The sequence below is a fragment of the Mesorhizobium newzealandense genome, assembly GCF_042682145.1.
Lineage (GTDB): Bacteria > Pseudomonadota > Alphaproteobacteria > Rhizobiales > Rhizobiaceae > Mesorhizobium > Mesorhizobium newzealandense.
On sequence record NZ_JBHUGZ010000007.1, the window covers coordinates 215,353 to 229,452 of the forward strand.

Annotated in this window: 15 protein-coding genes; 3 read left to right on the plus strand and 12 right to left on the minus strand. The window is 63.5% G+C overall.

The features are described from left to right. The 4 genes from ACFSOZ_RS09815 to ACFSOZ_RS09830 form a co-directional block, all read right to left on the minus strand. Complete coding sequence (locus ACFSOZ_RS09815) at positions 1–420, minus strand: VOC family protein (protein WP_379096625.1); 420 nt, start codon at positions 418–420, stop codon at positions 1–3. Between the two features lie 71 nt (positions 421–491). After that, positions 492–1,322, minus strand: coding sequence for a helix-turn-helix domain-containing protein (locus ACFSOZ_RS09820; RefSeq protein ID WP_379096628.1), 831 nt, complete (start codon positions 1,320–1,322; stop codon positions 492–494). A gap of 102 nt (positions 1,323–1,424) precedes the next feature. Continuing rightward, positions 1,425–1,595 (minus strand): hypothetical protein, encoded by a 171-nt coding sequence (locus tag ACFSOZ_RS09825; RefSeq protein WP_023812274.1) that lies wholly within the window; start codon positions 1,593–1,595, stop codon positions 1,425–1,427. A 53-nt stretch (positions 1,596–1,648) separates the two neighbouring features. Further along, complete coding sequence (locus tag ACFSOZ_RS09830) at positions 1,649–2,434, minus strand: TSUP family transporter (RefSeq protein WP_379096631.1); 786 nt, start codon at positions 2,432–2,434, stop codon at positions 1,649–1,651. Positions 2,435–2,585: 151 nt separating this feature from the next. Between ACFSOZ_RS09830 and ACFSOZ_RS09835 the strand changes: the two genes are divergently transcribed. Together ACFSOZ_RS09835 and ACFSOZ_RS09840 are read left to right on the plus strand one after the other, a co-directional pair. Further along, positions 2,586–3,017, plus strand: a complete 432-nt coding sequence (locus ACFSOZ_RS09835) for a TerB family tellurite resistance protein (protein WP_379096634.1) — start codon at positions 2,586–2,588, stop codon at positions 3,015–3,017. Between the two features lie 45 nt (positions 3,018–3,062). Beyond that, the gene (locus ACFSOZ_RS09840; RefSeq protein WP_379096637.1) at positions 3,063–3,548 is read left to right on the plus strand and encodes an NUDIX domain-containing protein; all 486 of its coding nucleotides are present in this window, start codon (positions 3,063–3,065) and stop codon (positions 3,546–3,548) included. Between the two features lie 4 nt (positions 3,549–3,552). Here ACFSOZ_RS09840 and ACFSOZ_RS09845 read toward each other — a convergent pair whose 3' ends face one another. The 5 genes from ACFSOZ_RS09845 to ACFSOZ_RS09865 all read right to left on the minus strand — a co-directional run bounded on the left by ACFSOZ_RS09845 (position 3,553) and on the right by ACFSOZ_RS09865 (position 10,024). Next, complete coding sequence (locus tag ACFSOZ_RS09845; protein ID WP_379096640.1) at positions 3,553–5,175, minus strand: ABC transporter ATP-binding protein; 1,623 nt, start codon at positions 5,173–5,175, stop codon at positions 3,553–3,555. Next, the gene (locus ACFSOZ_RS09850) at positions 5,172–6,041 is read right to left on the minus strand and encodes an ABC transporter permease (protein WP_379096643.1); all 870 of its coding nucleotides are present in this window, start codon (positions 6,039–6,041) and stop codon (positions 5,172–5,174) included. Before ACFSOZ_RS09850 ends, ACFSOZ_RS09845 begins: the two co-directional genes overlap by 4 nt. Continuing rightward, the gene (locus ACFSOZ_RS09855) at positions 6,038–6,985 is read right to left on the minus strand and encodes an ABC transporter permease (protein WP_379096645.1); all 948 of its coding nucleotides are present in this window, start codon (positions 6,983–6,985) and stop codon (positions 6,038–6,040) included. The genes ACFSOZ_RS09850 and ACFSOZ_RS09855 overlap by 4 nt, the downstream gene beginning before the upstream one ends. Before the next feature lie 118 nt (positions 6,986–7,103). Continuing rightward, entirely contained in the window at positions 7,104–8,582 is a 1,479-nt protein-coding gene (locus ACFSOZ_RS09860; RefSeq protein WP_379096648.1) for an ABC transporter substrate-binding protein, read from the minus strand. 161 nt (positions 8,583–8,743) lie between these two features. Continuing rightward, a complete protein-coding gene (locus ACFSOZ_RS09865) occupies positions 8,744–10,024 on the minus strand; it encodes an acetylornithine deacetylase/succinyl-diaminopimelate desuccinylase family protein (RefSeq protein ID WP_379096651.1) in 1,281 nt (426 codons plus the stop codon). Between the two features lie 217 nt (positions 10,025–10,241). Here ACFSOZ_RS09865 and ACFSOZ_RS09870 point away from each other — a divergent pair, with 217 nt between their 5' ends. After that, on the plus strand, positions 10,242–10,670 hold the full coding sequence (locus ACFSOZ_RS09870; RefSeq protein ID WP_379098128.1) for a L,D-transpeptidase: 429 nt from the start codon (positions 10,242–10,244) through the stop codon (positions 10,668–10,670). A 67-nt stretch (positions 10,671–10,737) separates the two neighbouring features. Here the strand turns inward: ACFSOZ_RS09870 and ACFSOZ_RS09875 are convergent, their stop codons facing one another. From ACFSOZ_RS09875 to ACFSOZ_RS09885, 3 genes are read right to left on the minus strand one after another with little or no spacing between them, the layout of a single operon-like run. Continuing rightward, positions 10,738–11,721 (minus strand): lipid A biosynthesis lauroyl acyltransferase, encoded by a 984-nt coding sequence (locus ACFSOZ_RS09875; RefSeq protein ID WP_379096654.1) that lies wholly within the window; start codon positions 11,719–11,721, stop codon positions 10,738–10,740. A gap of 13 nt (positions 11,722–11,734) precedes the next feature. Next, positions 11,735–12,763, minus strand: a complete 1,029-nt coding sequence (locus ACFSOZ_RS09880; RefSeq protein WP_379096659.1) for a zinc-binding dehydrogenase — start codon at positions 12,761–12,763, stop codon at positions 11,735–11,737. A 36-nt stretch (positions 12,764–12,799) separates the two neighbouring features. Beyond that, complete coding sequence (locus ACFSOZ_RS09885; RefSeq protein WP_379096663.1) at positions 12,800–14,071, minus strand: beta-ketoacyl-ACP synthase; 1,272 nt, start codon at positions 14,069–14,071, stop codon at positions 12,800–12,802. Positions 14,072–14,100: the final 29 nt, after the last annotated feature.

The window sequence follows — 14,100 nt, forward strand, 5'->3', positions numbered from 1 at the left end:
CTACGCCTTTTCGCCTGTCTTCGGCCAGTAGGTGCCGAACGACCAGACATTACCTTCCGGGTCGCGGCAGATGAACTCGCGGCTGCCATAGTCGCGGTTGGTCAATTCCTGGATGATCGTGGCGCCGGCCTTCCTGGCTTTGGCATAGGCTGCATCGGCATCGTCGACGGCAATGTAGATCGACTTGCCGCCGCTCGAGCCGGGCTCGCCGACCATCTTGCCGTAGTCATCGTCGCGCACCGTGCCGAGCATGATCATCGAAGAGCCGAAAACCAATTCGGCATGGTGCACGACATCGCCTTCGCCATAGCGGGCACGGACGCTGAAGCCGAAGGCTTCGCACAGCCAGTCGATCATTCTTGCCGCGTTTTTATAGCGCAGGGCGGGGTAGAGGCGGGGCGCTTCAGGGGTGGTGGGCATGTCAATCTCCTTCATTGGGTTGGTCGATAACCCACTGTGTTCGAAGGCCGTTTCAGCGTCTTGAAGAAATGTTACCTGACCGAAAGCGCCGTCGGCGTCTCGCCGGCAAGGACGCGGAACTCGCGCACCAGATGTGCCTGGTCGGCATAGCCGCAGTCCGCGGCGATATCCGCCCAGTCGGCAGTCGGCTGCCTCGACAGGCCCAGCGCCCGGTTGAAGCGCACGATGCGCGACAGCGTCTTGGGGCCGATACCGATCGCATTGGAAAAGCCGCTGGCAAGATGTTTGCGGCTCCAGCCCAGCCTTTCGGCAAGCGATGAGATGCGGGTCCGGCCACCAGAGGTTATAATGCGGTCATAGGCCCAGGCGATTTCGAGCGGCGTTTCGGCGGCGTTCTCGAGACGGGCGGCGACGAAGGCTTCGGCGATATCGAAACGCGCCGCCCAGTCCGGCGCGTTGCCAAGCCGTTCACGCAGCGCCATGCCTTCGGCGCCAAGCACGTCGTCGAGGACGACCATGCTGTCGGTCAGTTCGCTCATCGGCCGGCGGAAGAACCGGCGCGCGCCAAGCGGTGTGAAGTTGACCTGGACGCAGCAGGCGCCGCCGAAGGATTCGATCACCACCGGTCCGGCAAAGAGGCCGGCGGCGAAACTGGCGAAGCGATCATTGTCGCCCGGCGCCTTGCCGAGCCCGATGGCGAAAGGCTCGGCGAAGCTGATCACCAGCGGCACGGTCAGCGATGCGTATTCGACATTGCGCAAATGGCCGGGCGCCATTTCGCGATAGCCGCAAATGTCGGTGATAGTGCCTTGAAGCGCAGGATTGGGAAGACGCCGGCGCATCTCGAACCGCCCGGCGACCGACCGGTCCTGTTCCTGCTGGCGTTGCATCTCGACTGGCATCGGCATCCTTCCGCGGAAAGAAATCTAGCAGACCCCAGACCAGAATCAAAAGCGCCCGGCTTTTGGCCGGGCGCTCATGGTCCCCACTTCAAGGGAAATGTGTCAGGCGCCGCGCATCAAGCAGCCGCCGGCAAGCACGATGAAAGCAATAAGAACAATCCACACCGATGCGAGTGGAATGAACGCAAGAACGCCAAGCGCGGCGAGAACGCCGATGATGGCGATAACAACGGAAATGATAAAAACGATCTGGGTGGGTGCGCTAAGATTCATGTCTGGCTCCTCGCAACATGATTCGAACAGCGGCATTCTATCAGGGCGTGTGATCACACACCAATCATGACACGCAGCGGGTTCGCCGGGTCGGCCAGGAGCTTCACGGCCAGCGCCAGGCAGACGATCACCAGCAATGGCTTGATCAGTCTTGCACCGATGCGCATGGCCAGGCTGGCGCCGACGCGGGCGCCAAGGAACTGGGCAACACCCATCATCAGGCCGATCTTCCAGTAGACGACACCGACGGCGGCGAAGACGATGAAGCCACCGATGTTGGAAGCGAAGTTGAGCAGCTTGGTGTGCGCCGTCGCCTTGAGCACGCCGTAACCGGCAAGGGCGACGAAGGCCAGCATGTAGAAGGAGCCGGCGCCCGGCCCGAACAGGCCGTCATAGAAGCCGATGGCGGGAACCAGGGTCACTCCGAACAGGAATGGCGACAGGCGCTCAGTGCGATCGACGTCGTTCATGTTGGGCTTCAGCGCGAAGTAGAGCGCGATGGCGATCAGCACCAAGGGCAGGAGGGCGCGCAGGAGATCGCCTGGCACGATCGTTGCCAGCAAGGCGCCGACAGCACTTCCGGCAAGCGCGAGCAGCGCCGAAGGCAGTTGTCGGCGCAAATCGACATGGCCCTTGGAGGCGTAATGGATCGTCGCCGACCCGGAGCCGAACATGCCCTGCAGCTTGTTGGTTCCAAGCGCCTCGACCGGCGAGAAACCGGCAAGCAGCAGCGCCGGGATGGTGATCAGTCCGCCACCGCCGGCGATCGAATCGACAAAGCCCGCGGCAAAGCCGGCGAACGCCAGCATGGCGACGGTTTGGGTGCTAAGGTCGATCATCTGATGTATGGATGTGTCCGGTCGGCTGAGATATCGGGCGTTCGACCACGACCGCCCTGTTTGCGCAAGGCCGATTCCGCGCTACCTCTATCCAAGCGCGTCACGTTTGGACGGAATCATGCGACGCGCTAGAATCGGAAAGAGGCCCCTGATGGCATTCGCATTGCTGGACCAGATACGCTCGATCTTCGACGGCGACCCGGGCGTGCGCAAGGTGGCGGACGATCCGGTCTTGTCGGCGGAACTTCTGATGCTGTTCCGCATGATCCTGGCCGACGGGTCGGTCAGCGAGAGTGAGATGGTTGCCTTCCGGCGGATATGCAAGGACGCCTTCGGCATCGCCGAAACCAGCATCGACAGCGTCATCGAATATCTCAACGAGTTCGGCTACGAGACCAACGGCTCGCAGGCCATTGCGCTGTTCCGTGACCTCGACATTGAGCGGCGCAAGCAATTGGCCCGCCACATGGCCGAGATCGCCAAGGCGGATTCGCAGCTGGCCGAGAGCGAGGTGCGGCTGCTGCGCCGCACGCTCGACCTGCTCGACATCAGTCCGGTCGATGTGGTCAAGCCGGAAGGCTGAGGCGCTGCGTGGCAGAACCAATCGCCGGCGCTGAGGGTCGTTTGTGTGAGCTTTGCCGATAGCTATCTGGGACAGTTACGGGCGCTGATCGGTGATCGTCTGGTGCTGATGCCGGGCGCGCGCATCGTCATCGAACGCGCCGACGGCCGCATCCTGCTGCAGAAACGGACCGATTTTGGCTTGTGGGGCCTGCCCGGCGGCAATGCCGAGGAAGGCGAGGGCCTGGAGACCGTGGTGATCCGGGAGGTACTCGAGGAAACCGGGTTGATCGTCAGCGATGTCGAGCCGTTCGGGTTTGGCTGTGACCCGCACTATGAAACCTTTCAGTTTCCGAATGGCGATCGCGCCCAGTTCTTCGCGCTGATGTTTTACACTCGCTCCTTTGAAGGCGAGCCGGCCGTCACCGACGACGAGAGCAGCGCCGTCGGCTGGTTCGCCGTTGGCAGCTTGCCCGAAATGCTGCCCAATATGGCGCGCAGCATCGAGGCCTATCTCCGATTCAAGACCACCGGAAAATTCCAGATGATCTGAAGGGCTAACCCTGCTCCTGCATACGCCGAGTGATTGCCCGGTGCAGGTCCGGTGCGGCGGTGACCAGCGCCTTGGCCGCCTCGGATTGCGGGTGATCCAGCACTTCGTTCGTCTTGCCGCGCTCGACGATCTTGCCGTCATGCATGACCAGCACCTCGTCGGTGATGGCGCGGGCGACGGTCAGGTCGTGGGTGATGAAGAGATAGGCGATGCCGAGCTTCTGGTTGAGCTCGGCGAACAGGTCGAGGATCTGGGCGCGGATCGAGACGTCGAGCGCCGAGACCGGCTCGTCGGCGACGACCAGCTTGGGGCGCGTGATGATGGCGCGGGCGATCGACAGGCGCTGGCGCTGGCCGCCGGAAAATTCGTGCGGATATTTGTCCATGTCGCGCTGGTCGAGGCCGACTTCATGCAACGCGTGCGCCACCATCTCGCGGCGCTCGGCGCGCGTCGGCTTCTTGTCCAGCACATGCAGGGGTTCGGCGACCAGTTTTTCGACCTTCTGGCGCGGGTCGAAGGAGCCATAGGGGTCCTGGAAGACAACCTGCATGTCGCGCCTGGCAGGCTTCAGTTCCGCTTCGTTCCTGCCGGTGATGGTCTCGCCGCGGAACCGGATCGTGCCCGAGCTTGGCCGGTCCAGCGCCAGGATGATGCGCGCGAGCGTTGACTTGCCGCAGCCGGAGCGGCCGACCAGCGCCACCGATTGGCCCGGCGCCATCGACAGTGATACGTCGTCCACGGCACGAATCGAGGCTGCGCGCTTGAGCAGCGAGGTGCGCCGGCCGGGATAGTCGCGGGTCACGCTTTCGACCTGGAGCAAGGGTTGGCCCGATGCGACGCCTTGCGGTCTTGCCCGCGCCGGCACATGCATCGAGGCTTGCGCCAACTGGCGCGTGTAGCGGTGAAGCTGTTCGGACAGTGTGCGTGCGGTGTCGCCGGCTTCCATCACCTCGCCACGGCGCAGGATGGTGATGCGATCGGCCATCTCGGTCACGACCGCGAGATCGTGCGAGATCAGCAACAGGCCCATGCGGCTCTCCGCGACGAGGTCACGCAACAGGTCGAGGATCTGCGCCTGCAGCACCACGTCGAGCGCCGTGGTCGGCTCGTCGGCGATCAGCAGTTTGGGTTTCAGCGCACAGGCGATGGCGATGACGACGCGCTGGCGCTGGCCGCCCGACAGTTCGTGCGGATAGCGCGACAGCGGGAATTTTGCCGAGGGCAGGCCGACGCGGTCGAGCATTTTTCGCGCCCGCTCCTCGGCGTCGGCGCGGCTTGCCTTGGTGTGCCAGCGTATGCCTTCGGCGACCTGTTCGCCGATGGTCTTGACCGGATTGAGTGCCGTCATCGGCTCCTGGAACACCATGCCGATGTCGTCGCCGCGCAGCGCGCACATCTGGTCCTCGGTTGCCGCGAGGATGTCGATGCCGTCGAAGGTGACGCGCCCGGTGGCGCGCGCGGCATGGGGCAGAAGCTGCATCACCGTCAGCGCGGTCATCGACTTGCCCGAACCGGATTCACCGACCAGCCCCATCACTTCGCCGGGCGCGACGGAAAGGTCGATACCGCTCAGAATCGGCGTGTCGCCGATGGCCAGCGACAGGTTCTCGATGTCGAGCAGGCTCATCGCTGCCGCCGCGATTTCGGGTCGAGGATATCGGCGATGCCATCGCCCAGGAGGTTCAGGCCAAGCACGGTGACGACGATCGCCATGCCGGGAAAGATCGCCATCCATGGCGCCACCACCATACGGGTCTGCGCGTCGAACAGCATGCGGCCCCAACTCGGCATTGGCGGCTGCGCGCCCAGGCCCAGATAGGAAAGCCCGGCTTCGGCCAGGATGCCGAGCGCGAACTGGATGGTGCCTTGCACCAGGAGCAGCGTAGCGATGTTGGGCAGCACATGTTCGATGCTGATCTGCGTGCTGCTCTTGCCGGCGGCGCGCGCGGCAAGAATGAACTCGCGCGGCCAGATCGCCAGTGCGCCTGCGCGGGCGACGCGGGCAAACACCGGAATGTTGAAGATGCCGATGGCGATGATGGCATTGACGGCGCCCGGTCCGAAGATGGCGGTGATCATGATGGCCGACAGCAGCGCAGGGAAGGCGAAGACGAGGTCGTTCAGCCGCATCAGTGCCTCGTCGACGAGGCCGCCGCGGGCCGCGGCAAAGGCGCCGAGCGGCACGCCGACCCCCATGCCGATGCCGACCGCGACCAGCGCCACTGCAATCGAATTGCGGGCGCCGACCATGACCATCGACAGGATGTCACGGCCGAAATGGTCGGTGCCGAACCAGTGCGCCAGCGAGGGCCCTTGCGTCTTGTCTGATATCACGAGTTTCGTGACGTCGTAGGGCGTCCAGCCATAGGAGACGATCGCCATCGACAGGATCAGCAAGGTGATGACGAAACCGGCAACGAAGGCGGTGTTCCTGAACGCCTTGGCCAGGATGCTGCTGAACGTCTCCTCGGGGATGTCGATGTGCAGCGTCATTGCCGGCCTCTCAGGCGCGGATCGACGATCGCATAGGAAAGATCGACGAGGAGGTTGACGGCTATGACGGCGGCAACCAGCAGCATGACGACGCTTTCGACGACGATCAGGTCGCGCTGGGTGATCGCCTGGAACACCAGCCGGCCGAGGCCGGGCAGGTAGAAGACATTCTCGATGATGATGGTGCCGGCAAGCAGGAAGGCGAATTGCAGGCCAATAATGGTCAGCACCGGAATCATGGCGTTGCGCAGTGCGTGCCGCCACAACACGGCGCGGTAGGGCAGGCCCTTGGCGCGGGCGGTGCGGATATAGTCCTCGTTGAGCACCTCGATCAGCGCCGAGCGGGTAACGCGTGCCAGGATCGCCGCTTGCGGCAGAGCAAGTGCCACTGCCGGCAACAGCAGCGATTTCAGTGCCGGCCAGACGCCGGCGCTCCAGCCGGGAAAGCCGCCGGCCGGGACCAGCCGCAGCCAGACGGCGAAGACATAGATGAGCATCAGCGCGAACCAGAAATTGGGCACGGCGACGCCAAGCTGTGCGGCGCCCATCGCCAGCGTGTCGCCGGCCCGTCCGCGCCGGCTGGCGGAAAACAGGCCAACCGGGATGGCGATGATGGTTGAGAGCGCCAGCGCGATCAGCGCCAGCGGCAGCGAGACGGCAAGCCTTTCGCGCACCAGATCGATGACCGGTACCGAATAGGTGTAGGAGCGGCCGAAATCGAGGCTGAGCAGGCCGCCGGCCCAGTGCAGATAGCGCCAAGGCAGCGACGCGTCGAGACCCATCTGGTTGCGCAGCAGCTCGACCTGGTCGGCGCTGGCGTTCATGCCCAGCATCAGCCGCGCCGGATCGCCGGGAAGGATCTCCAGCACGGCGAACACCACCATGGAGGCCAGCACCAGCGTGGCGAGCGCGATGGCAAGGCGCTTGAGAAGATAGGCGGTCATGGAGGTGAAAGAACAGCTGCGTTCCCGGTCCCAAAGATCGGGCTACAGTATCGTTCTGCGGCGCCCCCCTCAGTGGAGGACGCGAAGGAGCGCAAGCGTCGCCTTTTGGCCAACAGCCTCACTCGCTCCACTTCACCCTGGTCACGTCATTGGCCTGGATCGGCGCGTTTTCCCACAGCCCTTGCAGCTTGGCATCCCAGACGCCGACCTTGGGCAGTTCGAACAGGAAGCCGACCACGGCATCGTCGGCCAGGATCTTCTGCGCCTGCCCCAGCAGTTCCTTGCGCTTGGCTTCGTCGGAGGTGAGGTTCAAATCGGCAATCACCTTGTCGAAGGCCGGATTGTCGTAGTTGAAGTAATAATCCTTGCGCGAATAGATATCGATGTCGTTGGGCTCCGTGTGCGAGACAATGGTCAGGTCGTAGTCCTTCTTGGTGAACACCTGATCCAGCCACTGCGCCCATTCGACCGGGACGATCTCAAGATCGATGCCGACGTCGCGAAGCTCCGAGGCGATGATCTCGCCGCCGAGCCGCGCGTAAGTGGGCGGCGGCAGCTTCAGCGTTGCCTTGAAGCCGTTCTCGAGGCCTGCCTCCTTCAGCAGTTCCTTTGCCTTGGCAACATCATGCGGATAGCGGCCGGTGAGGTCGACATAGTCCTTGTTGGCCGGCGACATGTGCGAGCCGATCGGCACGCCGAGGCCGGCCGAGGCACCGTCGATGATCGCCTTGCGGTCGAGCGCATAGGAGATCGCCTGTCTCACCTGCAGCTTGTCGAAGGGCGGCTTCTTGTTGTTGATCGACAGGAGGGTTTCGCCCTCGGTCGCGCCGATCACCACCTTGAAGCGCGGATCGTCCTTGACCTGCGCGACGCTGTCGGCATCGAAGAACGGGAAAGCCTGGATGTCGCCCGAGAGCAGTGCCGGCACATAGGCCGCGGCATCGGGAACGATGCGGAACTCGGCCTTGTCGAGGAACGCCGGCGTGCCCCAGTAATTGTCCGATTTGACCAGCGTGATCGACGATCCCTTGGCCCAGCTCTGGAATTTGAACGGGCCGGTGCCGATCGGCTTCTCCTTGTTGGTGTCGGCCGATTCCGGCGCCACGATCACCGCGTCGCCCCAGCCCATATTGTAGAGGAAGGAGCCTTGCGGGTTCTTCAGCGTTACTTTGACCGTCGCCGGATCGACGACGTCGACCTTGTCGATCGCCGCGAACAGACCCTTCTGCGCATTGACCGAGTTGTCGGCGCGCGCGCGATCCAGCGAGAATTTCACGTCGCTGGCATCGAAATCGGTGCCGTCATGGAATTTGACGCCGGTGTGAAGCTTGAAGGTGTAGACCTTGCCGTCATCGGAAATGGTCCAGCTTTCGGCCAGATCCGGGAGCACCTCGCCATTCGGTCCGATGCGGGTCAGGCCCTCGAACACATTGGCGTAGAGAACCTCGTCGATCGCCGCGGCGGCACCGGCCGTCGGATCGAGGTGCGGCGGTTCGAGCGGAATGCCGATGACGAGATCGGTTCGCGCGGCGAATGCCGCGGTTCCAGCGGCCAGCGACAGCACTGCGGCGGCTAGAATGGTTTTCCACAATCTCATCGTGCAACTCCCATGCGTTTCAGACACGTGCTCAAACCCGGGCGATAGAAGCGTGATTTTGCCACGGAGTAAATTGCGTTTCGTTCTGCCCGGCAGGATGGCTGGGAATGTTTTTGCCGTTGCAGTGCCATCGGCAGGTCGAAGCTTGTCGGGATGCCGGGCTATCCCGCGGCTGTGCCGCGCAAGAGCACGTTGAGCCCGATCGCCATCACCTTGGCCGATTCGATCATGTCCGAGATCCCGACCCATTCGTCCGGCCGGTGGGCGAGGTCGAGGATGCCCGGGCCATAGGCGATGCAATCATAGATGTGGCCGATGCGGGCAATGTGCTTCTGGTCGTAGGTGCCGGGCGAAATGACATAGTCCGGTTCGCGGTCGAAGACCGCCATGATGCCTTGCGCCACCGCCTTGACCACGGGTGCGTCGCGCTCCGTCATCAGCGGCAGCACTTCCATCAGGTCGCGGATCTCGTAGTCGAATTTTTTCCGCTCGCGCTTCAGCCGGTCGAGAATGCCGGTCACTTCACCCTTGACCGTGCCGAGATCCTCTTCGAGCAGGAAGCGCCGGTCGATGGTCAGCCGGCAGGAATCGGGCACGTTGGGCGAAGGCAGGCCGGGCCGGAAATCCTCGGTCTGGCCACCATGGATGGAGTTGATGTTCATAGTCGAGCGTCTTGCGCCTTCGGGCACGACCGGCATGCGCGTCATCTTGCGGTCGAGCGCCGGAAACAGCTCATCCTCAAAGGCCTGCAGCACGGCGCCCATATGGCGTACGGCATTGTCGCCGAGGAACGGCATCGAGCCGTGCGCGATCTCGCCCCTGGTTTCGATCTCCGCCCACCAGACGCCGCGATGACCAAGGCAGATGCGGTCCTTGTTCAGCGGCTCGGGAATGATGACGTGGTCGACCCTGGGTTTCGAGAAATAGCCGAGCCTGGCCAGATGGGCGACGCCGCCGAAGCCGCCGGACTCCTCGTCGACGGTGCCCGATATTTCGATGGCGCCGGGAAAGTCGGGAAACACCTCCATGAAGGCTTCTGCGGCAATGACCGAGGCGGCCAGGCCGCCCTTCATGTCGCAGGCGCCGCGGCCGTAGACCTTGCCGTCCCTGACGACCCCGGCAAAGGGGTCGACGGTCCAGCCGTCGCCGGCCTCGACAACGTCGATATGCGAGTTGAAGTGGACGCAGGCGCCCGGCGACCGTCCGTCGAAACGGGCGACGACATTGACGCGCGGGTAGCGATCGGTGTCGCCGGGCGTGCCTTCGGCGCGGATGAATTCGGTCTCGAAGCCGCTCTTCTTCAGCCGCGCACCGAGATACTCGGCGCATGGTCGATAGGCCTCGCCGGGTGGGTTGATGGTGGGAAAACGGATCAGGTCGGCGGTCAGCGCGACGACATCGTCGCGCCGGTCATCGATTGCCTTGAGGAGTCGCTCGTTCATGCGACAAGTTGAGCAGCGATATCGGCGGTTTTGCAAGCCCGCTCGTATCAGATCCGTGCGGCGTGTCGTAGCGGCAACTATCGCGGGAAATCATTCAAATTCGCTGCATCGCATTGGCGAATTGGTCAAGGAGTGTGTGTTATCCCGTTCACCTGCCATTAAAAAGATGAAAAACAACGTGATGGCAGGCAAGGGGCAATCAAAGGGGTTTGATCGCATGAAAAAGACAGTTCTCATGGCAGCCGTGTTTGTCGCGATGCTGTTCGGTGCTGCGGGGCAGGGCTGGGCAGCCAGCCTCGTTGCAAACATAGACGTATCTTCGCAGACGATGACGGTCAGATATGGCTTTTCGGTTTACCGGTGGAGCGTGTCCACCGCGCGACCCGGCTATTTCACGCCGCGCGGCACCTATCGGCCGCAACGCACGGCCCGGATGTGGTATTCGCGCAAATACCATATGTCGCCGATGCCCTATTCCGTGTTCTTCCATGGCGGCTATGCCATCCATGGAACAGGCGCCGTCAGGCAGCTCGGCCGCCCGGCATCGCATGGCTGCGTGCGGCTGCACACGGCCAATGCCGCAGCCTTCTATTCGATGGTGCGGGAAGTGGGTTTCGGCAACACGCGGATTGTCGTGACGAACTGAAGCCCGGTTTCGCTGACCGTGGTATTATCGGCTGGCGTGGAACTCGCTTTCCCGCCAGCGGATTGGCTCAGGTGCTTGCAATCGGAGCCGGCTGTGGGGGACGCTTTCTCCGCCCGCCGCCGATCTCCCACCTTTTGTGGAACCACATCCACTGGCCGGGGTCTTCGCGCACCCAGCGCTCGACCACGTCGGCGAGAAGCTGTGTGGTGGCGTGGACATCGACGCTGCCGTCAGCGGTACGCGGCAAGGTCAGCTTGTCCTCGATCTCGAGCCGGAAGCGGTTACCCGGCAGCCTGACGCAGCGCGCCGGATAGACGTCACAGTCGTAGTGACGGGCAAGGGTGCCCAGCACCCGATTGCTCTGGCAGGGACGGCCGAAGAATGTCGTCTCCAGGCCGTTGGAGAATTTCTGGTCGACAAGGATGCCGATGTTGCCGCCGTTCTCCAGGACTCCCGCCAATGCAAACGAAGCGCCGGCCATCGATGGCAGCAGGGACCCCATGGTCGAGCGGCGCGTCGAAAGGATGTAGTCGGCGAGGTAGGGGTTGTTGGGCGGGCGAAACAGCGCCGTGATGTTCATGCCGAAGGTAGCGGCGGCCACCGGCAACAATTCGAAATTGCCGAGATGGCCGGTGAAGACGATATGCGGCTGCTTTTCGGCGGCGATCTCGACGAAATGCTCTATCCCCTTGACCTCGACGCGACCCGGGCTGGTGGCGGCGGGATCGTAGTCGAACAAGGCATCGAGAAAGATGTATTCGGCGGCAAGGCGAGCCATGTTGCCCCACATGTCCGAGGCGATGGCCTGGATTTCGGCTTCGCTCTTTTCCGGATAGGCCTTGCGCAGATTGTCGACGGCGACCTGGTGGCGCCCCACCCAGGGGCCGACACGGCGCGCGACGCGGTCGGCGAAATTCAGCGCGCTGTCGGCCGGCAAGAGGCGCAGGATCGAGATGATTATCATCGCCGCGCGCGCAACCAGCCAGTAGTTCAACTGGCGCAGCTGCCTGCCATAGCGAAATTTGAGATCCCGGCGAAACTTCTTGAACACTGAGGTCAGGGCCTTAGCCGACGCGCAGGATGATCTTGCCGAACACGTCGCGGCTTTCCATGCGCTTCAGCGCGGCATCGATCTCGTTGAAGCCGACTTCGGTGTCGATGACCGGTGCGACCTGTCCCGCCGCCATTTTCTGCATGGCGTTGGCCATGTTCTCCATGCGGCAGCCGAACGAGCCGAGCAGTTTCAACTGCTGCTGGAACAGCTGCATCAAATTGATCTGCGTCGACACGCCCGAGGTGGAGCCGCAGGTCACCAGGCGGCCGCCGCGCTTCAGGCACAGCATCGAGCCGGCAAAAGTGTCGGCGCCGACATGTTCGAAGACGACATCGACGCCCTTCTTCTTGGTCAGCTTGCGCACGACGCCTTCGAAACGGTCGTCGCGATAGTTGATGACGTGGTCGGCGCCGAGCGCCTTGGCCTTGTCGATCTTGTCGTTCGAACCGACCGTGGTGATGATCGTGCAGCCCATCCGCTTCGCCAACTGGATGGCCGCCGAGCCGATGCCGGAGCCGCCGGCATGGACAAGAATGGTCTCGCCGGGCTGCAGTCGGGCGTTGTCGAACAGCATGTGCTCGACGGTGCCGAAGGTGACGGGCGCTACCGCAGCACCAATATCGGTCACGCCGGGCGGGGCGGGGACCAGCAGGCGGGCCGGCAGGTTGATCTTCTCCTGCGCGAAGCCGTCGAGATGAAAGCCGTGAACGCCCGAAACATGTTCGCAGAGATTGTCGCGGCCTTCGCGGCAGGCACGGCACAAGCCGCAGGTGCGCGCGCCGTAGATCGACACCAATTGCCCAGGCAGCAGGCTGGAAACGCCGGGACCGACCGCCTCGACCTCGCCTGAGGCCTCGGCGCCGACGACCAGCGGGAGCTTGCGCTTGGCGAAGGCCATGCCGCGCCAGCCCCAGACATCGATGTGGTTCAAGGCAACTGCCTTGATGCGCAGCGTGACTTCGCCGAGTGCCGGCGGTGGCGGAGGCGGCAGGTCCACCGTCTCAAGACGGCGGTCCTCGATAAGTTGCAGTGCGCGCATGGAGCCTGTCAGTTCTGATTGGCGGAAAAAGGTCGCTTAGACCGGTTCCCGCGCCATGACAAGGCAAGTGTTCTGGCCGCCGAAGCCGAAGGAGTTCGACAGAACTGTGCGAACCTCGGCGTTGCGCTTCTTGTTCGGTACCACGTCGAGCACGATCGCCGGGTCCGGATTGTCGTAGTTGATGGTCGGCGGAATGACGCTTTCGCGCATCGTCATCAGCGAGAACGCCGCCTCGACGGCGCCGGCCGCCGACAGCGTGTGGCCGATCATCGATTTGTTCGACGAGACCGGCATCGAGCCGATCCGCTCGCCGAACACCGTCGACAGCGACAGATGTTCCATCTTGTCGTTTTCCGGCGTCGAGGTGCCATGGGCGTTGACGTAGTCGATCTCGTCTTTGCTCAGGCCGGCATCGGCAAGGGCGGCACGAACCGCGGCGATCGCCGGTGAACCGTCCGGCTTGGAGCGGGTGCGGTGGAAATCGTCGGCCTTCTCGCCGCAACCACGCAGGATGCCGAGAACGGTGGCGCCGCGCGCCAGCGCGGCTTCGAGCGATTCCAGCACGAGAGCGCCCGAACCCTCGGCCAGCACGAAGCCGTCGCGGTCCTTGGAGAAGGGTTTTGATGCCTTTTCCGGAATGTCGTTGTGGGTCGATAGTGCCGACAGCAGCGAGAAACGGATCAGTGCCTCGGCCGTCGCCGAACCGTCGGCGCCGATCGACAGCGCCCGGTCGCATTCGCCGCGGCGGATCGCCTCGACGCCGAGCTGGATGGCGGTGGCGCCGGAGGCGCAAGCGGTCGACAGCGTGATCGGCAGGCCGCGCGTGCCGAAGCGGTCGGCAAGCCGGTCGGCGATCGAACCGAACTGGGTGGTCTCGAAAATGTCTGTCGCCTTCAGCCCGCGGGCCACCCGCAGCAGCCTTTCGGCGCCGGCATCCTGTTTGTCGGAATTATAGAGCGAGAAGCGTTCGTGCCAGTCGAGTTCGACCGGTGGCGAAGCCAGGAACAGCGGACCACCAAAGTCGCCGGAATTGAGACCGGCTTCGGCCACGGCCTCGTGCGCCGCGGTTTCGGCAAGCTCATAGGTGAGGGGGCTGGCACCTTTCGAACTCGACGCCAGGAAGTCGACGGTGCCGGAGATGCGGGTGTTGAGATGATCGACCGGGAAGCGGGTGATCGGGTGGATGCCCGATTTGCCGGAAGTCAACGCCGCCCAATTGTCGGCCTTGCCGACGCCAAGCGAGGTCACCACGCCGATGCCGGTGACGGCGACGATCGGCCTGCCCATGTGATCGTTCAGATTGGCCATCCGGAGCCCTCGACCTTTTATCGTTACAA